This is a genomic window from Streptomyces actinomycinicus (assembly GCF_016741775.1).
Lineage (GTDB): Bacteria > Actinomycetota > Actinomycetes > Streptomycetales > Streptomycetaceae > Streptomyces > Streptomyces actinomycinicus.
Map to the genome: position 1 here is coordinate 58,086 of NZ_JAERRK010000012.1, position 22,202 is coordinate 80,287.

Below are 22,202 nucleotides of genomic sequence, written 5' to 3' on the forward strand. Positions count from 1 at the left end.
AGCGGGCGAACTCGCAAAAAGTTCGCCCGCTCTTCAAGGACGGGCCACCCGGCGCGCGCTAGCCCTTGAGCGCCGCGTCGATCGCCTTGTTGTAATCGGCCACCGACATCGGGGCGTTCTGCCCGTCCGCGCCGGTGAGCTTCTTGCCGTCCATGACGAGGTTCGGCGTTCCGCTGATGCCGTCCTTGTTGGTGTTGAAGGTCTGCGACATGGCCAGCGCCCAGGCGTCGTAGGTGCCCTTCTTCACGGCGTTCTGGAACTTGGCGTTCCCCTTGAGGGCGCCCACCGTGTCGGCGACCTCGATCAGGTAGTCGTCATCCTTGAACTTGTCGTCCGACTCCTCGGGGTGATACTTCGACGAGTACAGGGCTTCCTTGTACGCGAGGAAGGCCTCGGGGCTCACGTTCAGCGCCGCGCCCAGGGCACTCATCGCGTTCTTGGAACCCTCGCCGCGCGAGCCGATCCGGATCTTCCCGTTCTCGTCGCCGTCGCCGTCGAGGAAGGTGCCGCCGATGAACTGGACCTTGAACTTGCCGGCGTCGAGATCCTTCTTCAGGGTCGGGCCGACGGTCTGCTCGAACGCCGCGCACACCGGGCAGCGCGGGTCCTCGTAGAGCTTCAGGGTCTTCTTCGCGGTGTCCTTGCCGATGACGACCGTGGTGCCGTTCGTGCCCGTGGTGTTGGCCGGGGCGGTGACCTTGGCGTCCGTCACGCCCTCCCAGTAGCCGGGCTTGTTGGCCTGGACGACGGCGTAGCCGATGCCGCCGGCGGCGGCCAGGACGGCCACGACCGAGGCGGCCACGACGGCCTGGCGCTTGGCCTTGTCGCGCTTGGCCTGCCGCTCGCGCTCCTGGCGCAGCCGCTCCCGGGCCGCCGTCTTCGCCGCCTGGCTGTTCCGCTTGCTCATGATGGTGATCTCCATAGGGGACGCGCACACCTGGTACGCGGGATACGTGCGGGGGACTGGTCGTGCTCAGGCGAATGCCGGTGAGCACGGCGGTCCACGCCGTCCCAGGGAGTGCACGAGGAGCCGGTCGCGGGCTGCCGTACGGCGCGGGGCCGGGCGGGGCGGCCGGCGGGTCGGGAGCGGCCGTACCGCGACCGCGGCCACCGCCAGCAGCAGTGGCCGGAACGTGGTGGCGGCGACCGCACGCAGCAGCTGGGTCAGTGCCCGCTCGCCCCGGCGGAGCCAGGCTGCGGCGAGCAGGCCCACGCCGACGTGCGCGGCGAGCAGCAGCCAGGCGGCGGCCGGGCTGGCGTGGGCGAGCAGCGCGCCGGCGTGCTCCGGGCCGCCGGTGACCCGGGCCAGCGGGCTGCCGACCGGGCCCTCGCACAGCACGTCCAGGCCGACGGCGCGCAGGGGGCCCGCGACCGGGCCGCCCGCACGGCCGTAGCAGGTGTGCTGACCGGTGGTGAACACCGTGTCGGCGGCCAGCTCCAGCGGGATCAGCAGGGCCGCGATCCGGCCGAAGCCGCGCTCGCGGCCCGCCAGCGCGTACGCGGTGACGAACACTCCCGCCGCGACCGCGGCCACCGTGACCGGCGGCAGCGGCGCGCGGGACAGCAGGACGTGCGACGCGGTGCTGAGCGTCACGACGAAGGCCGTGAACAGCGCCGCGCGCACGGCCCTGAGCTGAGTCCCGGACATGTCCATAGCGAGAGGAGAGTCTGTCACGTTCGTGAGTAAGAGACCCCTAAAGGGTGCCTGTGAATGCGCGGGGGTTACAGCCCCGGAATCCGGCCGTTGCGGAACAGGTCGACGAAGATCTGGTGGTCGGCACGCGCGCGTGCGCCGTAGCCGTGCGCGAAGTCCACCAGCAGGGGCGCGAAGCCCTCCTCGTCGGCCGCGATCGCCGCGTCGATGGCCCGCTCGGTGGAGAACGGCACCAGGGACTCGCCGGAGGTGTCGTCCGCCGCCGCGTGCATCGTGGCCGTGGCCCGGCCCAGGTCGGCGACGACGGCGGCGATCTCCTCCGGGTCGTCGATGTCGCCCCAGTCCAGGTCCACGGCGTACGGCGAGACCTCGGCGACCAGCTGGCCCGCGCCGTCCAGCTCGGTCCAGCCGAGCCACGGGTCGGCGTGCGCCTGCAGTGCGCGCTGGGAGATCACCGTGCGGTGGCCCTCGTGCCGGAAGTACTCCGCGATCGCCGGGTCCGTGATGTGCCGGGAGACGGCCGGGGTCTGGGCCTGCTTGATGTAGATCACGACGTCGTTCTCCAGGGCGTCGCTGTGACCCTCCAGGAGGATGTTGTAGGACGGCAGACCGGCCGATCCGATGCCGATGCCCCGGCGGCCCACGACGTCCTTGACCCGGTACGAGTCCGGGCGGGCCAGGGAGGAGTCCGGGAGGGTCTCCAGGTAGCCGTCGAAGGCGGCCAGGACCTTGTAGCGGGTGGCCGCGTCCAGCTCGATGGAGCCGCCGCCCGGGGCGAAGCGGCGCTCGAAGTCACGGATCTCGGTCATCGAGTCCAGCAGCGCGAAGCGGGTCAGCGAGCGGGCGTCACGCAGCGCGTCCAGCAGCGGACCCTGGGCGGTGTCCAGCGTGAACGGCGGCACCTCGTCCCGCTTGGCGCCCGTGGCCAGGGCGTGGATGCGCTCGCGGTAGGCGGCCGCGTAGACCGTCACCAGCTCGGTGATCTGCTCGTCGCCGAGCGCCTTCGCGTACCCGATGAGCGCGACGGAGGCGGCGAAGCGCTTCAGGTCCCAGGTGAAGGGGCCGACGTAGGCCTCGTCGAAGTCGTTGACGTTGAAGACCAGACGGCCGTTCGAATCCATGTACGTGCCGAAGTTCTCGGCGTGCAGGTCGCCGTGGATCCACACGCGCGAGGTGCGGTCGTCCAGGTACGGGCCGCCGCGCTTCTCGGCGTCGAGATCGTGGTAGAAGAGGGCCGCCGTGCCCCGGTAGAACGCGAAGGCCGAGGCCGCCATCTTCCGGAACTTCACCCGGAACGCGGCCGGGTCGGCGGCCAGGAGCCGGCCGAAGGCGGTGTCGAAGACGGCGAGGATCTCCTCGCCGCGCTGCTCCTCGTTGAGCTGGGGGAACGACATCGCGGGGTGCCTCCTGGTGCAGGACGGGTGGTGCGTGAAATGTGCGGGAACGGTGGGGACGGCGCTTCCGCCGTCTCCAACGGGCGACGCCACGCGGGAGTGCCCGGTTCCCGCACGAAGGTACGTCCGGATCGCCCGCGGGTGTCAGTGGCGGGGCATAGGATTCGACGTTGTCCCCCAGACTGTCCGCAGTCGGTCAGCAGCCGGTCGGAAGATCGTCGGCGCCTGCCCGCCCGTCTCCCGACCACCGCCCCGCAACGAGGCGCTTCGCGCCGCACCTGTTCGATCTCGGAGGCCGAAACCGTGTCAAAGCCGCCCTTCACGCACCTGCACGTCCACACCCAGTACTCGCTGCTGGACGGTGCCGCGCGGCTCAAGGACATGTTCAACGCCTGCAATGAAATGGGCATGACGCACATCGCCATGTCCGACCACGGCAACCTCCACGGGGCGTACGACTTCTTCCACTCCGCGAAGAAGGCCGGAGTCACCCCGATCATCGGGATCGAGGCGTATGTCGCCCCCGAGTCCCGGCGGAACAAGCGCAAGATCCTCTGGGGCCAGCCGCACCAGAAGCGGGACGACATCTCCGGTTCCGGCGGTTACACCCACAAGACGATGTGGGCCGTGAACAAGACCGGCCTGCACAACCTCTTCCGGCTCTCCTCCGACGCCTACGCCGAGGGCTGGCTGCAGAAGTGGCCCCGGATGGACAAGGAGACCATCGCGAAGTGGTCCGAGGGCATCGTCGCCTCCACCGGCTGCCCCTCCGGCGAGGTGCAGACCCGGCTGCGCCTCGGCCACTTCGACGAGGCCCTGAAGGCCGCCGCCGAGTACCAGGACATCTTCGGCAAGGACAAGTACTTCCTGGAGCTGATGGACCACGGCATCGAGATCGAGCGCCGGGTCCGTGACGGCCTGCTGGAGATCGGCAAGAAGCTCGGCATCCCCCCGCTGGTCACCAACGACTCGCACTACACGTACGCGCACGAGGCGGGCGCCCACGACGCCCTGCTGTGCATCCAGACCGGCAAGAACCTCTCCGACCCGGACCGCTTCAAGTTCGACGGCACCGGCTACTACCTGAAGTCCACGGACGAGATGTACGCCATCGACTCCTCGGACGCCTGGCAGGAGGGCTGCGCCAACACGCTCCTCGTCGCCGAGATGGTGGACACCGACGGCATGTTCGAGAAGCGCGACCTCATGCCCAAGTTCGACATCCCCGAGGGGTACACCGAGGTCACCTGGTTCAAGGAGGAGGTCCGCCGCGGCATGGAGCGCCGCTACCCGGGCGGCGTCCCCGAGGACCGCCAGAAGCAGGCCGACTACGAGATGGACACCATCATCTCGATGGGCTTCCCCGGATACTTCCTCGTGGTCGCCGACTTCATCATGTGGGCCAAGAAGCAGGGCATCGCGGTCGGCCCCGGCCGAGGCTCCGCGGCCGGCTCGATCGTGGCCTACGCCATGGGCATCACCGACCTCGACCCCATCCCGCACGGCCTGATCTTCGAGCGGTTCCTCAACCCCGAGCGCATCTCGATGCCCGATGTCGACATCGACTTCGACGAGCGCAGGCGCGTCGAGGTGATCCGGTACGTGACCGAGAAGTACGGCGCCGACAAGGTCGCCATGATCGGCACGTACGGCACCATCAAGGCCAAGAACGCGATCAAGGACTCCGCGCGCGTGCTGGGCTACCCGTACGCGATGGGCGACCGCATCACCAAGGCCATGCCCGCCGACGTCCTCGGCAAGGGCATCCCGCTCTCCGGCATCACCGACTCCAGCCATCCCCGCTACAGCGAGGCCGGCGAGGTCCGCGGGATGTACGAGAACGAGCCGGACGTGAAGAAGGTCATCGACACCGCCCGCGGTGTGGAGGGCCTGGTCCGGCAGATGGGTGTGCACGCGGCCGGCGTGATCATGTCCAGCGAGACCATCACCGAGCACGTCCCGGTCTGGGTCCGGCACACCGACGGCGTGACCATCACGCAGTGGGACTACCCGAGCTGCGAGTCGCTCGGCCTGCTGAAGATGGACTTCCTGGGCCTGCGCAACCTCACGATCATGGACGACGCGGTCAAGATGGTGAAGGCCAACAAGGGCCTCGACATCGACCTGCTGTCGCTCCCGCTCGACGACCCCACGACCTTCGAACTGCTCCAGCGCGGCGACACCCTCGGCGTCTTCCAGTTCGACGGCGGCCCCATGCGGTCCCTGCTGCGGCTGATGAAGCCCGACAACTTCGAAGACATCTCCGCCGTGTCGGCCCTGTACCGCCCGGGCCCGATGGGCATGAACTCCCACACGAACTACGCGCTGCGCAAGAACGGGCAGCAGGAGATCACGCCGATCCACAAGGAGCTGGAAGAGCCCCTCAGGGAGGTCCTGGACGTCACCTACGGCCTGATCGTCTACCAGGAGCAGGTGCAGAAGGCCGCCCAGATCATCGCCGGCTACTCGCTCGGCGAGGCCGACATCCTCCGGCGCGTGATGGGCAAGAAGAAGCCCGAGGAGCTGGAGAAGAACTTCGTCATCTTCCAGGCCGGCGCCCGCAAGAACGGCTACAGCGACGAGGCGATCCAGGCGCTCTGGGACGTGCTGGTCCCCTTCGCCGGCTACGCCTTCAACAAGGCGCACTCGGCCGCGTACGGCCTCGTCTCCTACTGGACGGCGTACCTCAAGGCGAACCACCCCGCCGAGTACATGGCCGCGCTGCTGACCTCCGTCAAGGACGACAAGGACAAGTCCGCGGTCTACCTCAACGAGTGCCGCCGCATGGGCATCCGGGTGCTCCCGCCGAACGTCAACGAGTCCGAGGCGAACTTCGCCGCCCAGGGCGACGACGTGATCCTCTTCGGCCTCTCCGCCGTCCGCAACGTCGGCACCAACGTCGTCGAGTCGATCATCAAGTGCCGCAAGGCCAAGGGGAAGTACACCTCCTTCCCCGACTACCTCGACAAGGTCGACGCGGTGGTCTGCAACAAGCGCACCACGGAGTCGCTGATCAAGGCCGGCGCCTTCGACGAGATGGGCCACACCCGCAAGGGGCTCACCGCGCAGTACGAGCCGATGATCGACAACGTGGTCGCGGTCAAGCGCAAGGAGGCCGAGGGCCAGTTCGACCTCTTCGGCGGAATGGGCGAGGAGACCAGCAGCGAGCCCGGCTTCGGACTCGACGTGCAGTTCACCGACGAGGAGTGGGACAAGACGTATCTGCTCGCCCAGGAGCGGGAGATGCTCGGTCTGTACGTCTCCGACCACCCGCTGTTCGGCCTGGAGCACGTGCTGTCCGACAAGGCCGACGCGGGCATCGCGCAGCTCACCGGCGGCGAGCACGCGGACGGCGCGGTCGTCACGATCGGCGGCATCATCTCGGGCCTCCAGCGCAAGATGACCAAGCAGGGCAACGCCTGGGCGATCGCCACCGTCGAGGACCTGGCCGGCTCCATCGAGTGCATGTTCTTCCCGGCGACCTACCAGCTGGTGTCGACCCAACTGGTCGAGGACGCCGTCGTGTTCGTCAAGGGGCGCCTGGACAAGCGCGAGGACGTGCCGCGCCTGGTGGCGATGGAACTGATGGTCCCGGACCTGTCCAACGCGGGCACCAACGCACCGGTGATCCTCACCATCCCGGCCACCCGGGTCACCCCGCCCATGGTCAGCCGGCTCGGCGAGATCCTCAGCCACCACAAGGGCGACAGCGAGGTCCGGATCAAGCTCCAGGGCCCGCGCAAGACGACCGTACTGCGCCTGGACCGGCACCGGGTCAAGCCCGACCCGGCGCTCTTCGGCGACCTGAAGGTGCTGCTCGGCCCGTCCTGTCTGGCCGGCTGAGACCCCGCGGCACGCGGCGCCGAGAGCAGTACCGAGGGCAACGGCGAGAGCAGTACCGGGGCAACGGCGAGAGCAGCGCCGGAAACGGCAGCGAGAAGGGGCGCACCCATGGCGGGTGCGCCCCTTCCGTGTGCCTGGGCTACAACTGCCCGTTAGTTGTGGCCGAAGCTCTTCTGCTTCTTGCCACGCGCAACTTCAGACGGGCTGCCCGGAGTGTGCGCCATCGGCGGCTCGTGCTCCTCGGCCGAGGAGCGCTGTGCGTGCTCGTTCTGCTGAGCGCGGTTCTGCGGGCCGGCCTGCTTGCGGTTGTTCTTGTTCTTGGCCATGGTGATCTGCCTCCTGTGGGGGATCTAGGGGCCAGGGCCGGGACCAGATTCACATAAGCTGACATCAAGCGCATGTCGGATAATTACCGTGTGTGACAGGGCAGCTGGGCGGACGGGATCCGCAAACGCCACGCCGAAGATCGAGTTCGGGCCGTTAACCCCCGCGCGGTCGGGCAGACTCGAAGGAAGTCCGAAGCAAAACCTCCCGGGAAGAGGGTGAGTCGCGTGGACCGTTGCATCGTCCTGGTGGACGCCGGGTATCTGCTGGGTGCCGCCGCCAGCCTCCTCGCCGGTGAGCCCTCGCGGTCCCGGATCACCGTCGACCATGCCGCACTGATCCAGGCGCTGCGCGAACGCGCGGAGTCCGACACCGAGCGACCGCTGCTACGGATCTACTGGTTCGACGGCGCCCCCGACCGGGTCCCCCAGCCGGAGCACCGCCGGCTGCGCGTGATGCCCCGGGTCACCGTCCGGCTTGGCGCCCTGACCCGCAGCGACGGACGCTGGGCCCAGAAGGGCGTCGACGCGGCCATGCACGCCGAGCTGACCGAGCTGGCCCGTAACCGCGCCTGCTCCGACGTCGTCCTCGTCACCGGCGACGGCGACCTGCTGCCCGGCATGATGGCCGCCAAGGAGCACGGCGTCGCCGTCCATCTGTGGGCCGTCCAGGCCGCCGACGGCGACTACAACCAGTCCGAGGACCTGGTCGCCGAGGCCGACGAACGGCGCGTGCTGGACCGCGCCTGGATCACCAAGGCCGTCCGCGCCAAGGAACTGACCGGCGTCTGCGCGCCGCCGCCGGCCCCCCGCCCCGAGATCGCCGCGATCCTCTCCGCGCCGCTGCCCGAGTCCGCGCTCGCCACCACCGCCGAGCGGCCCGCCGAGCAGCCCGGGCACCCGCCGGCCGCCACGGCGGCGGGGACCGGCACGCCCGAGCGGGTCCCCGCGCCCAAGGGTGTCCCCACCCCCAAGGACCTCGCCGCGCTGCGCGCACCCGGCGCCCAGCCCGCGCAGCACCCGGCGTCCGCGACCCTGCGCTGGTCCTCGGACAAGGGCTGGGTCGACCGGCCGGGCGTGGTCGCCGAGCCGCCCGACGTCGCCTCCATGCCGACGCTCGCCCAGCTCACCACCGCCGAGCAGCGGTGGGCCGACCGCGAGGAGGACATCACCACCGTCGGCGGCGACCCGTACGAGGTGGGACAGGTCTTCGCCCGCCGCTGGATCTCCCGGCTCGGCGACCAGGTCCACCTGCAGAAGCTCGCGCAGCTCTACCCGCGCATCCCGCACCGCATCGACGGGGAGCTGCTGCGGTACGCGGCCCGGTTCGGGCTGCTGGCCCACAAGGACGACCAGATCGACGAGCACGACCGTTACGCCATTCGGGCGGGGTTCTGGCGTGAGATCGATGTTCCGGCCGCCGGCGAACAGCACGCGCCCGCCGCCGATTGAACCGGGTAGCCGCCCCCGAGGGCGAGCAAGGCCCCGGGACCCCGTAGGCTCGTCCCTTGTGAGTACGCGCGCGGGACAGGCACTTCGGTACGACGAGGTCGTACGCGTGCGCGGACTCGGCAAGACCTATCCGGCCGTGAAGGGCCGCCGGGGCACGCCCGGGACGCCCGAGGTGCGGGCCACCGACGACGTCGGGCTGGAGGTGCGGCGCGGGGAGGTCTTCGGGCTGCTCGGGCCGAACGGCGCCGGCAAGTCCACCCTCGTACGGCAGCTCACCGGGCTGCTGCGGCCGGACACGGGCAGCGTCGAGATCCTCGGCCACGACATCGTGAAGCATCCCGAGCGGGCCGCGCGGATCCTCGCCTACCTGGGCCAGGAGTCCTCCGCCCTGGACGAGCTGACCGTGTCGCTCGCCGTCGAGACCACCGGACGCCTGCGCGGCCTGGACGTACGGCGGGCGCGGGCCGAGCGGGACGCCGTACTGGAGGAGCTGGGACTCACCCCGCTCGCCGGACGGGCCCTGAAGAAGCTGTCCGGCGGGCAGCGGCGGCTCGCCTGTTTCGCCGCCGCCCTCGTCGGGGAGCGGCCGCTGCTCGTGCTGGACGAGCCGACCACCGGCATGGACCCGGTGGCCCGGCGCGCCGTGTGGGCCGCCGTCGACCGGCGGCGGGCCGAGCGCGGCACGACCGTGCTGCTGGTCACCCACAACGTCATCGAGGCCGAGACCGTGCTCGACCGGGTCGCCGTGCTCGACCAGGGCCGGGTCATCGCCTGCGACACCCCGGCCGGGCTCAAGGCGCAGGTCGCCGGCGAGGTGCGGGTGGAGCTGGTGTGGCGGGAGCGGGCGCCGCTGGAGGTGCCCGAGGTCGCGGCGCTGCGCGAGCGGGCCGTGGAGTCCGGCCGGCGCTGGACGCTCCGGCTCGCGCCCGAGGAGGCCCGCGCCGTCGTCGCCACGGTGACCGGCGGGACCGCCTTCGCCGCCCTGGACGACTTCACGCTCGCCACGCCCAGCCTGGAGGACGTCTATCTGGCGCTCGGCGGCGCGGCCCGGCAGGGTCTGGTGAAGGCATGAGCACGCGGGCCGCCGTACGCCTGAGGATGTGCACGACTGCCGTGGGGAACGCGACTGCCGTAGGGAAGAGGAGCAGCTCGTCGTGAGTGTCGTACCCGCCGAGGTTCTGCCGGGCGGCGCCCGGGCCGTTCCGCAGACGGCGCCCGGCGCGGCCGAGCTGGGGCCGCCCGCGCGGCTGTGGCCGTCGCTGGTGGCCGTCTACCGGGCGCAGTTGTCCCGGGCCCGGGTGGCCAGGATCCCGCTGCTGTTCGTGGCGACCTTCCAGTCCGTCGGCATCACCGTGATGATGCGGGGCGTCGTCGACAGCGGCGGCGAGGCACAGTCCGTGGTGGCGGGCTCCTCGGTGCTCGTGGTGGCGTACGTCGCACTGAACCTGCTCTCCCAGTACTTCGGGCAGCTGCGGGCCAGCGGCGGCCTCGACCACTACGCCACCCTGCCGGTGCCGCCGGCGGCGGTGGTGCTCGGCGCGGCGGCGGCGTACGCCTCCTTCACCGTGCCGGGGACGCTGGTGACCGCCGTCTTCGGCTGCGTGCTGTTCGGGCTGCCGCTGTCCAACCTGTGGATCCTGGTGGCCGTCATCCCGCTCGCGGGGGCCGCGCTCGCCGGGCTCGGTGCCGCCTGCGGGCTGCTCGCGCCCCGGCCCGAGCTGGCCACCCTGCTCGGCCAGCTGGGCATGTCGGCGGCGCTGCTGCTGGGTGTGCTGCCGGCCGACCGGATGCCGGGGGTCGTACGGCTGGCCCGTGATCTGCTGCCGTCCACCTACGGCGTGGAGGCGTACGCGCGCACGTTCGGGGCACACCCGGACTGGGCAGTCGTCCTTGCCGACCTGGGGGTGTGCGCGGGTGTCGGAGTCATCTCGCTGGCGGTGGCGACCCGGGCGTACCGCAGGGCCGCCGTCCGGTGACGCGGCCCACAGGGCGACCTGGCACGATGTCAGGGTGACCGCACCGCTGACTCCGCCGACGCCACCGCACGACCACTCCCCGCACCAGGTCTGGGAGGCCCCGCCGCCCGCCGGGACGCCGGGCGCGGGCTTGTACGAACAGGACGGCCCCGGGATGAAGACCGAAGTGCGGGAGGCCGCCGTCATCACGGTGGTGGTGGCGCTCGGCGGGGTGCTGCTGGGGCTGCTGTGGTGGTGGCTGGCGCCGCACGTGCCGCTGGTCGGTGACGAGATCGACAAGAGCTGGGTGGTCTACTTCAAGGACACCGAGGGGGAGCAGGCGGCCGGGGTGGACGGCACGTTCGCCCTGCTGGGGCTGGCCTTCGGGCTGGTCAGTGCGGTGGCCGTGTTCCTGCTGCGGCGGCGTGGCGGGGTGCCGCTGGCCGTTGCGCTGGGCGTCGGCGGGCTGCTCGGGTCGCTGCTGGCGTGGCGGCTCGGGGTGTGGCTCGGACCGGAGTCCGACGTGCTCGCGCGTGCGCAGGCCGTGGGCAAGGGGGTGACGTTCTCGGCGCCGCTGAAGCTGTCGGCGAAAGGGGCGTTGCTGGCGTGGCCGTTCGCCGGGTTGCTGGTGCACCTCGGACTGACCGCGCTGTTCGGGCCCCGGGATCCCGAGCCGCCGTACCCGCAGCAGTAGCTTTCCGGGCCGCCCGCCCGGTTCGGCCGGCCGGGTGGCGCACGGAGAGACCGCCCCGGCCACCCGCACGTACAAGGCGCCGGCCCCTGGCGGGAGGCGGCGTGCTGTGTCAACCCCTGCCGATGGGGGCCAGTACCGCGTTCGTCAGTACCGCCAGGTCCCCGGGGGACAGTTCGACCTCCAGGCCCCGGCGGCCCGCCGAGACGCAGATCGTCCCGTGCGAGTCCGCGGAGTCGTCGATGACCGTGCGGAGCTTCTTGCGCTGGCCCAGGGGGGAGATGCCGCCGCGGACGTAGCCCGTGGTGCGTTCGGCGAGGGCCGGGTCGGCCATGGCGGCGCGCTTGCCGCCCACGGCCGCCGCGAGGGCTTTGAGGTCGAGGGAGCCGGCCACCGGGACCACGCCGACCACCAGGGAGCCGTCCACGTCGGCCACCAGGGTCTTGAAGACGCGGTCGGGGGAGACGCCCATCGCCTCGGCCGCCTCCTCGCCGTAGGACGGGTGGGACGGGTCGTGGTCGTAGGCGTGGACCATGAAGTCCACGCCCGCCGCGCTCAGGGCCACCGTCGCCGGCGTGCCCCCGGACTGCTGCTGCTTCTTCGGCTTCTTCGCCATCAGGAGTGCGGTTCCCTCAGTTCATGCTGGTCGGCGTCCGCGTCAGCTCGAACGCGGGCAACGACGGCAGACTACGGATGATGGCCGTCTCGGCGCGCAGGAGTTTCAGCTCGTCCCGGAGCCGGGAGGCGGTGTCCGGGGCCTGGAGCAGCCGCTGCTTCGTCGGCGTGTCCAGCACCATCGCCGCCGCCACCAGGTACGACACCACGCTCGGATCGTCCGGCAGCTCCGTACTCGAGGACAGGGAGCGCTCCCGGGCACCGGCGAGGCGCTTCTGGTACTGGCGGAAGGAGCGCAGCACGCCCTCGGCCAGTGTGCCGGCCTCGTCGCCGGGCTCCTCCGGCAGCTCCTCCAGCTCCGCCGTCAGGAAGGGGCCCGAGGCGTCCACGGAGAGCAGGCGGACCCGGGTCGTGCCCGTCGCCAGCACCTCGAACGTGCCGTCGGCCCGCTCCCGGATGGTCGCCGCGTCCGCCACGCACCCCACCCCGTGCAAGGCACGGACCGGGTCGGGGCCGAAGCCGGCGGCCGGGCCGCGTTCGGGCTGGGCGGTGGGATCCGGCATGCCGGGGGCGCTCGGCGCGACCTCGTGGCCGTCGCGGATGGCCACGACGGCGAACCGGCGCGGCTCGTCCTCGGGGGTCTTCAGCAGCTCGCGCATCATGGCGCGATAACGCTCCTCGAAGACGTTCAGCGGCAGCACGAGCCCCGGGTACAGCACCGAGTTCAGCGGAAAGAGCGGGAGACGGACGGTGGTCACGGCGCCCCAGCCTAATGGTCACCGGCGGCGACGTGTCCGCCGTGCTCACGCAGCGGGACCGGCGGCTGGGGTATCAGCCCGGCCGGGACCGGCCGCGGGCCCGCCGCCAGCAGGTGCTCGCGCAGCCGCAGGAAGTGGCCGAGCGGGTCGTCCGAGAACCGCTCCCAGGGGAACGACGTGGCGTACGGGCCGATCAGGCGTAGCTGGGCGCGGGCGTCGTCCCGGCGGTCCAGCCGCAGCAGGACGTACAGCAGCTTGTTGCGGACCTCGGCGGGCCACGGGTCGGCCGCCGGGAACCGTCCGGACAGGGCGATGGCGCGGTCGGCCGCCGCGTCCAGGCGGGCGCGGGGCACCTCGGGACCGCAGCCGTCGGTCAGATAGCCGAAGGCCGCCCGGGCGGGCAGGGCCTGCACGAGCGAGTCGGCCGGGGCGTCCTGGGCCGCGGTGTCGGCGAAGTCGAAGCACGCGTGGTGTGAGCCGTGCCAGGAGGCGGCGAGGTAGCGCAGGGCGGCGACGTGGCAGCCGTAGTGGTGCGGGGCGCGCCGGACGGCCGCCTCCCACAGCTCCTCGAAGTAGCGGTGCCCGGCCCGGGAGCCGCGCGCGTGGTCCAGCGCGATGCGCCAGGGGACGGGGTCGCGGTCGTCGGCGCGGGCGGCGGCGGTGATGTGCGGGCTGACCTCGCGCAGCAGCTCGGCGCGGGCCGGTGAGGGCCAGGCGTGGTCCACCGCCAGCTGGGCCCCGACGAGCAGCGCGTCGGGGTCGTCGGGGGCGGCCGCGCGCCAGGACTGGAACCACTCCGGGCGCGAGCGGGCGAAGGCGGCCAGGCGCCGTGCGTACCGGTCCCGGTTCTCCCACTCGGCCGCGGTGCGGGTGGTGGCCAGCAGGCCGGCCGCGGCGGTGTGCTCGCCCCGGCCGGCCGCGACCAGCGCGGGCGAGAGCCGGTCGTCGGGCGCGTCGAGCACGGCCTCGTCCCCGGCCGGCGGTCGGCCGGCCGGGGACGCGGAGCGTTTGGTCATCCGGGTGGGGCGGATGAACGAGGGCAGCAGAGCCATGGTGTCGACCATTGAAAGTCCGCAGCTCGGGAGCGCGCCAGAGGGCCCGCGGAAGTCGCGGAAGGTTGTACGGCACAAGGTCAAGGACGGGTAAAAGGTGATGTCCGGCCTTTTGGTGACTCAGCGTGGCGAACCAGCTCCGGCGCCGCGGCCGGATCAGCTCCGGCGCCGCAGGCGGATCAGCTGCGGCGCGGCAGGCGGATCAGCTATGGGGCAGCAGCCGGATCAGCTCCGGCGCAGCAGGCGGGTCGCGCCCGCCGCGACCGTGGTGGCCAGGACCCAGCCGAGCAGGATCATCGCGGCCGCCAGCCACTGCCACGCGCCGCGCAGCTGCCACTGGCCGGCCTGGCCGAGATCGATCACCGGCAGCAGCAGGTCCAGCGTGAACAGCGCCGGGCTCCAGGCCTGATGCCCGCCGGGGTTCACCGGTGGATGGTCCGCGTGGGCGAACGCCAGGGTGCCGGCCGCCCACAGCACCGCCATCCACACCGCGGCCCGGCCCGGCCGGTAGCCGTAGGCCACGGTCCAGTCCTGCACGAACCCCCAGACCTTGCCGGCCGGCGGCAGCGTCTCGCGCCGCCGGCGCTGCTTGGCGAGCAGCACCTCGCGCGCGTCCTCGTCCTCGCCGGCGGCGCGCAGCACCGCGGCCAGCCGCTCGTACGGCTCCGGGGCGTACTCGGCGGTGGCCGCCGCCACCCAGTCCAGGCGCCGGGCCAGCGGGAACGGTCCCTGCGGCACCAGGTTCTCGTAGGCGAAGCCGCCCATGTGCAGGTTGCCCGGGTCCGGCCAGCTGTTCGCCCGGTCCACCAGGGTCACGATCCGGGCTCCGGACAGCACCACCTTGCCGCGCTGCGGCTTGTCCCCGAGGAAGCGCAGCTCGGGCGTCTGCACCCGGCGCAGCGACAGCTCCTGGCCGTCGCCGAGGACGAACCGCGCCCGCTCCAGGTCGACGGCGTCCCCGAACCGCCCGTCGTCCAGCCGGATCCCGCCCCGGCACTCGAACCGCTGGATGCGTGTCCCGCGGGCGGGTGTCGTGCCGCTCAGCAGCGGGCTGCCGACACCGGCCGGGGTCAGGTACAGGGTGCGTTCGACGGTCAGCTGGGGGGCGTTCAGGGCGAGCCGGGCGTACGGATTGGCGAGCTTGGCGCCGCGCAGGCTCAGCGAGACGCCGACCTTGGCGCCGCGCAGACTCAGCTCGCCGTGCGACTCCAGCATCTCCGCCTGCAGGTCCTGCCCGACGGTCATGCCGTCCCCCGCGATCGACCGGCCGCCGCGGTCCCGGCCCACGATCGCCTGGTTGAGCAGCAGATCGGTGCCGATGTGCGCGTCGGTCAGCCGGATGCCGCCCGGGAAGCGGCAGCGGGGCAGGTGCAGATCGCCCTCGGTGTGCACCCGGGCCGCCTCCAGGCGCGGGGCCGAGCAGTCCACCAGGCGCACGGTCGTGAAGCCGGCCTCCGGCAGCCGGATCTCCTCGTCGAAACGGCAGCCGCGCAGCTCCACGTACGGGGTGACCTGGCCGCCCGCCAGGTCCAGCGCGCCGGTGACGCGCACGCCGACGAGCTTCAGCGCGGACACCCGTCCCGCCAGCGCCGGCGGGCCGTCCAGCAGCAGCCAGCAGACCATGCGTGCCCGCACGGTCCGCTCGGGACCCCAGGGATGACCGCCGTGCGGATCGTCCACGACGGCGTCGCCGCTGCTCAGGTCGTACAGGCTGCCGTTGCGGAAGGCCTGCCACATGCCCGCCTCGGCCGCGGTCAGGTCGTCCGGCAGGTCCCCGGCGCGGATGCCGGCCCCCTCGGTCACCGCACTCCTCTCCCGGTTCAGTCGTTTTCGTACAGCCGTTCATGCCCGCTGCGTGACCCCCGGAACACCACACGTGAAGGTGATCTTCCGGGTTCCGGCCAGCCTATGTACCAGGCATTGGCCCACGTTCTGTATCAGCCATTGATACGCGCGGACGGCCGCGGACACCGGTCTGAGAGAATTGGGACTGTGATTTCCCGAATCGATCTGCGCGGCGACGCCCTCCCCGAGGGCCCCGCCCTGCGCGACCTGCTGCCCCGAGCCGACTTCGACGTCTCGGCCGCCCTGGAGAAGGTGCGTCCGATCTGCGAAGCCGTGCATCATCGTGGCGACGCGGCGCTGATCGACTTCGCCGAGAAATTCGACGGAGTACGGCTGGAATCCGTCCGTGTGCCGGCCCAGGCGCTCTCCGACGCGCTGGCGGCCCTCGACCCGGCCGTGCGCGCCGCGCTGGAGGAGTCCATCCGCCGCGCCCGTCTGGTCCACCGCGCGCAGCGCCGTACGACGCACACCACGCAGGTCGTGCCCGGCGGCTCGGTGACCGAGAAGTGGGTGCCGGTGGAGCGCGTCGGTCTGTACGCGCCCGGCGGCCGCTCGGTCTACCCCTCGTCCGTGATCATGAACGCCGTACCGGCCCAGGAGGCCGGGGTCGAGTCCATCGCGCTGGCCTCGCCGCCGCAGGCCGAGTTCGGCGGTCTGCCGCACCCCACCATCCTCGCCGCGTGCGCACTGCTCGGCGTGGACGAGGTGTACGCGGCCGGCGGGGCCACCGCCGTCGCGATGTTCGCGCACGGGACCGAGTCCTGCCCGCCCGCCAACATGGTCACCGGCCCCGGCAACATCTGGGTCGCCGCCGCCAAGCGCTACTTCACCGGCAAGATCGGCATCGACGCCGAGGCCGGCCCCACGGAGATCGCGGTCCTCGCGGACTCCACCGCCGACCCGGTGCACGTCGCCTCGGACCTGATCAGCCAGGCCGAGCACGACCCGCTCGCGGCGGCCGTCCTGGTCACCGACTCCGTCGAGCTGGCGGACGCCGTGGAACAGGAGCTGCAGCCGCAGGTCGCCGCCACCAAGCACGTCGAGGACCGGATCGTGCCCGCGCTGAAGGGCCCGCAGTCCGCGATCGTCCTCGTGGACGGCATCGAGGAGGGTCTGAGGGTGGTCGACGCGTACGGCGCCGAGCACCTGGAGATCCAGACCGCCGACGCCGCCGCCGTCGCCGACCGGGTGAAGAACGCCGGCGCGGTCTTCATCGGCCCCTGGGCCCCCGTCTCGCTCGGCGACTACGCGGCCGGGTCCAACCACGTCCTGCCCACCGGCGGCTGCGCCTGCCACTCCTCCGGCCTGTCCGTCCAGTCCTTCCTGCGCGGCATCCACATCGTCGACTACACGAAGGACGCGCTGGCCGAGGTCGCGCACCACGTGGTCACGCTGGCGGAGGCGGAGGACCTGCCCGCGCACGGCGCGGCGATCAAGGCGAGGTTCGGCTGGAAGGTACCCGAGAGCAAGTGACCCGCATCGACGATCTCCCCGTACGGGACGAGCTGCGCGGCAAGTCCCCTTACGGCGCGCCCCAGTTGGACGTCCCCGTACGGCTGAACACGAACGAGAACCCCTACCCCCTGCCGGAGCCGCTGGTCGAGCGGATCGCGGAGCGGGTGCGGGAGGCCGCCCGCGACCTGAACCGCTACCCCGACCGGGACGCGGTGCAGCTGCGCACCGAGCTGGCCGCTTACCTGACGAAGACCGGCAAGCACCCGCTCGGCACCGAGAACGTGTGGGCCGCCAACGGTTCCAACGAGGTCATCCAGCAGCTGCTGCAGACCTTCGGCGGACCGGGCCGCACGGCCCTCGGCTTCGAGCCGTCGTACTCGATGCACGCGCTCATCGCGCGCGGCACCGGCACCGGCTGGATCTCCGGTCCGCGCGGCGCGGACTTCACGATCGACCTCGCCGCCGCCGAGCGTGCCATCGCCGAGCACAGGCCCGACGTCGTCTTCATCACCACCCCCAACAACCCCACCGGCAACGCCGTCCCGCCGGAGACGGTCCTCGCGCTGTACGAGGCGGCCCAGGCCGCGAAGCCGTCGATGGTGGTCGTGGACGAGGCGTACGTCGAGTTCAGCCACGGCGACTCGCTGCTGCCGCTGCTGGCGGGCCGCCCGCACCTGGTCGTCTCCCGCACCATGTCGAAGGCGTTCGGGGCCGCCGGGCTCCGCCTCGGCTACCTGGCCGCCGACCCGGCGGTCGTGGACGCCGTACAGCTGGTCCGGCTGCCCTACCACCTGTCGGCGATCACCCAGGCGACCGCCCTGGCCGCGCTGGAGCACACCGACACGCTGCTGGGCTACGTGGAGCAGCTGAAGGCGGAACGGGACCGGCTGGTCGCCGAGCTGCGCGCGATCGGCTTCGAGGTCACGGAGTCCGACGCGAACTTCGTGCAGTTCGGCCGGTTCGCCGACGCCCACGAGGCCTGGCAGAAGATCCTGGAGCGGGGCGTCCTGGTCCGGGACAACGGCGTACCGGGATGGCTGCGGGTCTCCGCGGGCACGCCGGCCGAGAACGACGCGTTCCTGGACGCGGTCCGTGACGTGCAGAGTTTTGTGGGGGACACCCCCACGCCCCCGAAGGAGCTTGAGGCATGAGCCGCGTAGGACGCGTGGAGCGCACCACCAAGGAGACCTCGGTCCTGGTCGAGATAGACCTCGACGGCACCGGGCGGACCGACATCGCCACCGGCGTCGGCTTCTACGACCACATGCTCGACCAGCTCGGCCGGCACGGTCTGTTCGACCTGACCGTGAAGACCGACGGCGACCTGCACATCGACTCCCACCACACCATCGAGGACACCGCCCTCGCGCTGGGCGCCGCCTTCAAGCAGGCGCTCGGGGACAAGGTGGGCATCTACCGCTTCGGCAACTGCACGGTCCCGCTGGACGAGTCCCTCGCCCAGGTCACCGTCGACCTGTCCGGCCGCCCCTACCTCGTGCACACCGAGCCCGAGAAGATGGCGCCGATGATCGGCGAGTACGACACGACGATGACGCGGCACATCCTGGAGTCCTTCGTCGCCCAGGCGCAGATCGCGCTGCACGTGCACGTGCCGTACGGGCGCAACGCGCACCACATCGTGGAGTGCCAGTTCAAGGCGCTCGCCCGGGCGCTCCGTTACGCCTCCGAGCGCGACCCGCGCGCGGCCGGCATCCTCCCCTCCACGAAGGGCGCGCTCTAACCCATGAACGGTCTGTCGACCCTCCTGATCGTCGTCGGCCTCTTCCTGGTCGGCGGCATCGTCTCCTTCGTGAAGCAGAAGATGCCCACGAGCCTCATCGTGCTGCTCTCCATCGGCGCGGGCATGTGCCTGGTCGCGGGCGTCCTGCGGCTGGAGGTGTGGAATTGAGCACCAAGAAGGTCGTGGTCTTCGACTACGGCTTCGGCAACGTCCGGTCCGCCGAGCGCGCCCTCGCGCGGGTGGGCGCCGAGGTCGAGATCACGCGCGACTTCGACAAGGCGATGGACGCCGACGGCCTGCTGGTGCCGGGCGTCGGCGCCTTCGCGGCCTGCATGGACGGCCTGCGTGCCGCCCGCGGTGACTGGGTCGTGGACCGCCGGCTGTCCGGCGGACGCCCGGTCATGGGCATCTGCGTCGGCATGCAGATCCTGTTCGCGCGCGGCATCGAGCACGGCGTGGAGGCCGAGGGCCTGGACGAGTGGCCCGGCACGGTCGAGCCGCTCCAGGCCGACGTCGTGCCCCACATGGGCTGGAACACCGTCGACGCCCCGGCCGGCTCCCAGCTGTTCGCGGGCCTGGACACCGACGCCCGCTTCTACTTCGTGCACTCCTACGCGGTCCACGACTGGACCCTGGAGACCCACAATCCGCTGATCGAGGCCCCCAAGGTCACCTGGTCCACGCACGGCAAGCCGTTCGTGGCCGCCGTGGAGAACGGCGCCCTGTGGGCCACCCAGTTCCACCCCGAGAAGTCCGGCGACGCCGGCGCCCAGCTCCTCACCAACTGGATCGGAAGCCTGTAGACCATGGCCAAGCTCGAACTCCTCCCCGCCGTCGACGTCCGCGACGGCCAGGCCGTACGCCTCGTCCACGGCGAGTCCGGGACCGAGACCTCCTACGGCTCCCCGCTGGAGGCCGCCCTCGCCTGGCAGCGTTCCGGCGCGGAGTGGCTGCACCTGGTCGACCTGGACGCCGCGTTCGGCACCGGTGACAACCGGGAGCTGATCGCCGAGGTGGCACGCGCGATGGACATCAAGGTGGAGCTGTCCGGCGGTATCCGCGACGACGCCTCCCTGGCGGCCGCCCTCGCCACCGGCTGCACGCGCGTGAACCTCGGCACGGCCGCCCTGGAGACCCCGGAGTGGGTCGCCAAGGTCATCGCCGAGCACGGTGACAAGATCGCGGTCGGCCTGGACGTGCGCGGCACCACCCTGCGCGGGCGCGGCTGGACCCGCGACGGCGGTGACCTGTACGAGACGCTGGAGCGGCTGAACAAGGAGGGCTGCGCCCGCTACGTCGTCACCGACATCGCCAAGGACGGCACGCTCCAGGGCCCGAACCTGGAGCTGCTCAGGAACGTCTGCGCCGCGACGGACCGCCCGGTCGTGGCCTCCGGCGGCGTGTCGTCGCTGGACGACCTGCGGGCCATCGCCGAGCTGGTACCCCTCGGTGTCGAGGGCTCCATCGTCGGGAAGGCCCTTTACGCGAAGGCGTTCACCCTGGAAGAGGCCTTGGAGGCTGTGTCGTCATGAGTGGTGCCGTACGGCGCGAGCAGAGCGGAAGTCCCTGGGAAGAGAGTTTCGGTTTCGCGCGCGCCGTCGCGGCGGGCGACCGCGTCCTGGTGGCGGGCACGACGTCCTTCAGGGGCACCGTGCTGTACGGGGAGGGCGACCCGTACGAACAGGCCAAGGTGGCCTTCACGAGCGCCCTGGAGGCGATCGCCGAGTTCGGGCTCGGCATCGGGTCCGTGATCCGTACGCGGATGTACCTGAGCCATGTGCGGGACGTGGACGCCGTGGGCCGGGCGCACAAGGAGATGTTCGACTCGGTGCGCCCCGTCTCGACCCTGCTGGTCGTGGAGGGGTTCGTGGATCCCCGCATCCTGGTCGAAGTAGAACTCGAAGCATTCAGAGGAGCCTGAGCAGTCATGACCCTGGCGGTCCGAGTCATCCCCTGCCTGGACGTGGACGACGGCCGGGTCGTCAAGGGCGTCAACTTCCAGAACCTGCGCGACGCGGGCGACCCCGTCGAGATGGCCAAGGTGTACGACGCCGAGGGCGCCGACGAGCTGACGTTCCTGGACATCACCGCGTCCTCCGGCAACCGGGAGACGACCTACGACGTGGTGCGCCGCACCGCCGAGCAGGTCTTCATCCCGCTGACGGTCGGCGGGGGTGTCCGTACCGCGGAGGACGTGGACAAGCTGCTGCGGGCGGGCGCCGACAAGGTCGGCGTGAACACCGCGGCCATCGCCCGCCCCGACCTGATCCGCGAGATCGCCGAGCGGTTCGGCCGGCAGGTGCTGGTGCTGTCGGTGGACGCCCGGCGCACCGAGTCGGGTTCGTTCGAGGTGACCACCCACGGCGGCCGGCGCGGCACCGGCATCGACGCGGTGGAGTGGGCGCACCGGGCGGCGGAGCTGGGCGCGGGGGAGATCCTGCTGAACTCCATGGACGCGGACGGCACGAAGGACGGCTACGACCTGGAGATGATCGCGGCGGTCCGCAAGCACGTGACCGTCCCGGTGATCGCGTCGGGCGGAGCCGGCGAGCTGGCCCACTTCCCGCCGGCCGTCACGGCGGGCGCGGACGCGGTGCTGGCCGCGTCGGTGTTCCACTTCGGTGACCTGCGGATCGGCGAGGTCAAGCAGACACTGCGGGAAGCCGGCCACCCGGTGCGGTGACGCGCCGCCGAGTTTCGGCCCCGGCCGCCCCTGCGGGCGACCGGGGCTTTCTCGTGCCCGGACGCCCGCCCCACGCCCAGATGCAAAAGGAAAGTTGCGCAAAATTTGTTGCGCAACTTTTCTTTCGTATCTAGGCTGGAGTCATGCCGAGCGAAGAGAACCGCAGGATCACGGACGTGGGCACCCTCAAGGCCCTCGCCCACCCCTTGCGCGCCGACCTGTACCGCCTGCTGTGCCTCGAGGGCGTCGCCACGGCGTCCCAGCTCGCCGAGCACGTCGACGAGGCCGTGTCCCTGGTCAGCTACCACCTGCGCAAGCTCGCCCAGCACGGGCTGATCGAGGAGGCGCAGCCGCAGACCGGGGACGCCCGGGAACGCTGGTGGCAGCCCGCATCGGACGGCGTGTCCATCCGGGACGCCGACTTCCGCGGGGAGCCGGGCAAGGCCGCGGCCCATCTGGCGGCCACCCGCCTCTTCCACGACCAGCGAGCCCGCCACTACAGCCGCTACCTGGACGAACGCCCCACGTGGAGCGCCGAGTGGAACGCCGCGGTGATGGACAACGAGTCCTGGATGCGACTGACCCCGGCGGAACTCACCGCACTGAAGGAAGAACTGGTGGCGCTGCTGCGCCGGTACGACGAGCAGGGCCGGGCCGCCGAAGCCGAGGGCGGGACCGAGGAGCGCGAACACGTCGCGCTGTACATGTACGGCTTCCCCTTCCGCGTCTGACCCGAGCCCG

The 22,202-nt window shown here is 71.6% G+C and carries 22 protein-coding genes; 14 read left to right on the forward strand and 8 right to left on the reverse strand.

Going from position 1 to position 22,202, the window contains the following annotated elements; genetic code table 11:
• Positions 1–58 precede the first annotated feature (58 nt).
• The 3 genes from JK359_RS22780 to JK359_RS22790 all read right to left on the reverse strand — a co-directional run bounded on the left by JK359_RS22780 (position 59) and on the right by JK359_RS22790 (position 3,048).
• Positions 59–907, reverse strand: a complete 849-nt coding sequence (locus tag JK359_RS22780) for a thioredoxin domain-containing protein (RefSeq protein WP_201838656.1) — start codon at positions 905–907, stop codon at positions 59–61.
• A gap of 66 nt (positions 908–973) precedes the next feature.
• Complete coding sequence (locus JK359_RS22785) at positions 974–1,654, reverse strand: hypothetical protein (RefSeq protein WP_201839031.1); 681 nt, start codon at positions 1,652–1,654, stop codon at positions 974–976.
• Positions 1,655–1,722: 68 nt separating this feature from the next.
• Entirely contained in the window at positions 1,723–3,048 is a 1,326-nt protein-coding gene (locus JK359_RS22790; RefSeq protein WP_201838658.1) for a DUF2252 domain-containing protein, read from the reverse strand.
• A gap of 303 nt (positions 3,049–3,351) precedes the next feature.
• Between JK359_RS22790 and dnaE the strand changes: the two genes are divergently transcribed.
• A complete protein-coding gene (dnaE, locus tag JK359_RS22795; protein WP_201838659.1) occupies positions 3,352–6,891 on the forward strand; it encodes a DNA polymerase III subunit alpha in 3,540 nt (1,179 codons plus the stop codon).
• A gap of 152 nt (positions 6,892–7,043) precedes the next feature.
• On the opposite strand, the gene JK359_RS22800 is transcribed toward dnaE, so the two are convergent.
• A complete protein-coding gene (locus tag JK359_RS22800) occupies positions 7,044–7,217 on the reverse strand; it encodes a hypothetical protein (RefSeq protein WP_201838661.1) in 174 nt (57 codons plus the stop codon).
• A gap of 225 nt (positions 7,218–7,442) precedes the next feature.
• Between JK359_RS22800 and JK359_RS22805 the strand changes: the two genes are divergently transcribed.
• From JK359_RS22805 to JK359_RS22820, 4 genes are all read left to right on the forward strand, one after another.
• Entirely contained in the window at positions 7,443–8,666 is a 1,224-nt protein-coding gene (locus JK359_RS22805) for an NYN domain-containing protein (RefSeq protein WP_201838663.1), read from the forward strand.
• A 58-nt stretch (positions 8,667–8,724) separates the two neighbouring features.
• Positions 8,725–9,738: an ABC transporter ATP-binding protein gene (locus JK359_RS22810; protein ID WP_201838665.1), complete on the forward strand. Its 1,014-nt coding sequence runs from the start codon at positions 8,725–8,727 to the stop codon at positions 9,736–9,738.
• A gap of 82 nt (positions 9,739–9,820) precedes the next feature.
• A complete protein-coding gene (locus tag JK359_RS22815; RefSeq protein WP_201838667.1) occupies positions 9,821–10,642 on the forward strand; it encodes an ABC transporter permease in 822 nt (273 codons plus the stop codon).
• 34 nt (positions 10,643–10,676) lie between these two features.
• On the forward strand, positions 10,677–11,315 hold the full coding sequence (locus JK359_RS22820; RefSeq protein WP_201838669.1) for an AAA family ATPase: 639 nt from the start codon (positions 10,677–10,679) through the stop codon (positions 11,313–11,315).
• Positions 11,316–11,424: 109 nt separating this feature from the next.
• Here the strand turns inward: JK359_RS22820 and ybaK are convergent, their stop codons facing one another.
• The 4 genes from ybaK to JK359_RS22840 all read right to left on the reverse strand — a co-directional run bounded on the left by ybaK (position 11,425) and on the right by JK359_RS22840 (position 15,540).
• Complete coding sequence (gene ybaK, locus JK359_RS22825) at positions 11,425–11,928, reverse strand: Cys-tRNA(Pro) deacylase (RefSeq protein WP_201838673.1); 504 nt, start codon at positions 11,926–11,928, stop codon at positions 11,425–11,427.
• Between the two features lie 16 nt (positions 11,929–11,944).
• Positions 11,945–12,685 (reverse strand): LON peptidase substrate-binding domain-containing protein, encoded by a 741-nt coding sequence (locus JK359_RS22830; protein WP_201838675.1) that lies wholly within the window; start codon positions 12,683–12,685, stop codon positions 11,945–11,947.
• An 11-nt stretch (positions 12,686–12,696) separates the two neighbouring features.
• On the reverse strand, positions 12,697–13,749 hold the full coding sequence (locus JK359_RS22835) for a hypothetical protein (RefSeq protein WP_236678278.1): 1,053 nt from the start codon (positions 13,747–13,749) through the stop codon (positions 12,697–12,699).
• A gap of 213 nt (positions 13,750–13,962) precedes the next feature.
• Positions 13,963–15,540: an oxidoreductase gene (locus JK359_RS22840; RefSeq protein WP_201838679.1), complete on the reverse strand. Its 1,578-nt coding sequence runs from the start codon at positions 15,538–15,540 to the stop codon at positions 13,963–13,965.
• 189 nt (positions 15,541–15,729) lie between these two features.
• Between JK359_RS22840 and hisD the strand changes: the two genes are divergently transcribed.
• The 9 genes from hisD to JK359_RS22885 all read left to right on the forward strand — a co-directional run bounded on the left by hisD (position 15,730) and on the right by JK359_RS22885 (position 22,192).
• Entirely contained in the window at positions 15,730–17,055 is a 1,326-nt protein-coding gene (hisD, locus tag JK359_RS22845) for a histidinol dehydrogenase (RefSeq protein ID WP_201838681.1), read from the forward strand.
• A complete protein-coding gene (locus tag JK359_RS22850) occupies positions 17,052–18,188 on the forward strand; it encodes a histidinol-phosphate transaminase (RefSeq protein ID WP_201838683.1) in 1,137 nt (378 codons plus the stop codon). Before hisD ends, JK359_RS22850 begins: the two co-directional genes overlap by 4 nt.
• The gene (hisB, locus tag JK359_RS22855; RefSeq protein ID WP_030743584.1) at positions 18,185–18,778 is read left to right on the forward strand and encodes an imidazoleglycerol-phosphate dehydratase HisB; all 594 of its coding nucleotides are present in this window, start codon (positions 18,185–18,187) and stop codon (positions 18,776–18,778) included. Before JK359_RS22850 ends, hisB begins: the two co-directional genes overlap by 4 nt.
• 3 nt (positions 18,779–18,781) lie before the next feature.
• Positions 18,782–18,946, forward strand: coding sequence for a CG2302 family histidine operon protein (locus tag JK359_RS22860; protein WP_201838685.1), 165 nt, complete (start codon positions 18,782–18,784; stop codon positions 18,944–18,946).
• The gene (gene hisH, locus JK359_RS22865; RefSeq protein WP_201838687.1) at positions 18,937–19,581 is read left to right on the forward strand and encodes an imidazole glycerol phosphate synthase subunit HisH; all 645 of its coding nucleotides are present in this window, start codon (positions 18,937–18,939) and stop codon (positions 19,579–19,581) included. Before JK359_RS22860 ends, hisH begins: the two co-directional genes overlap by 10 nt.
• Positions 19,582–19,584: 3 nt before the next feature.
• Positions 19,585–20,310 (forward strand): bifunctional 1-(5-phosphoribosyl)-5-((5-phosphoribosylamino)methylideneamino)imidazole-4-carboxamide isomerase/phosphoribosylanthranilate isomerase PriA, encoded by a 726-nt coding sequence (priA, locus tag JK359_RS22870; protein ID WP_201838689.1) that lies wholly within the window; start codon positions 19,585–19,587, stop codon positions 20,308–20,310.
• Positions 20,307–20,699, forward strand: coding sequence for a RidA family protein (locus JK359_RS22875; protein ID WP_201838692.1), 393 nt, complete (start codon positions 20,307–20,309; stop codon positions 20,697–20,699). Before priA ends, JK359_RS22875 begins: the two co-directional genes overlap by 4 nt.
• A gap of 6 nt (positions 20,700–20,705) precedes the next feature.
• Positions 20,706–21,461, forward strand: coding sequence for an imidazole glycerol phosphate synthase subunit HisF (hisF, locus tag JK359_RS22880; protein WP_201838694.1), 756 nt, complete (start codon positions 20,706–20,708; stop codon positions 21,459–21,461).
• A gap of 143 nt (positions 21,462–21,604) precedes the next feature.
• On the forward strand, positions 21,605–22,192 hold the full coding sequence (locus tag JK359_RS22885) for a helix-turn-helix domain-containing protein (RefSeq protein WP_201838696.1): 588 nt from the start codon (positions 21,605–21,607) through the stop codon (positions 22,190–22,192).
• Positions 22,193–22,202 lie beyond the last annotated feature (10 nt).

Coding starts and splice junctions, on each gene's coding strand:
- JK359_RS22780 (WP_201838656.1), bottom strand. CDS start 907: ATGAGCAAGCGGAACAGCCAGGCGGCGAAGACGGCGGCCCGGGAGCGG.
- hisF (WP_201838694.1), top strand. CDS start 20,706: ATGACCCTGGCGGTCCGAGTCATCCCCTGCCTGGACGTGGACGACGGC.
- JK359_RS22790 (WP_201838658.1), bottom strand. CDS start 3,048: ATGTCGTTCCCCCAGCTCAACGAGGAGCAGCGCGGCGAGGAGATCCTC.
- JK359_RS22885 (WP_201838696.1), top strand. CDS start 21,605: ATGCCGAGCGAAGAGAACCGCAGGATCACGGACGTGGGCACCCTCAAG.
- JK359_RS22835 (WP_236678278.1), bottom strand. CDS start 13,749: ATGGTCGACACCATGGCTCTGCTGCCCTCGTTCATCCGCCCCACCCGG.
- JK359_RS22875 (WP_201838692.1), top strand. CDS start 20,307: ATGAGTGGTGCCGTACGGCGCGAGCAGAGCGGAAGTCCCTGGGAAGAG.
- hisB (WP_030743584.1), top strand. CDS start 18,185: ATGAGCCGCGTAGGACGCGTGGAGCGCACCACCAAGGAGACCTCGGTC.
- JK359_RS22800 (WP_201838661.1), bottom strand. CDS start 7,217: ATGGCCAAGAACAAGAACAACCGCAAGCAGGCCGGCCCGCAGAACCGC.
- ybaK (WP_201838673.1), bottom strand. CDS start 11,928: ATGGCGAAGAAGCCGAAGAAGCAGCAGCAGTCCGGGGGCACGCCGGCG.
- JK359_RS22860 (WP_201838685.1), top strand. CDS start 18,782: ATGAACGGTCTGTCGACCCTCCTGATCGTCGTCGGCCTCTTCCTGGTC.
- priA (WP_201838689.1), top strand. CDS start 19,585: ATGGCCAAGCTCGAACTCCTCCCCGCCGTCGACGTCCGCGACGGCCAG.
- JK359_RS22785 (WP_201839031.1), bottom strand. CDS start 1,654: ATGGACATGTCCGGGACTCAGCTCAGGGCCGTGCGCGCGGCGCTGTTC.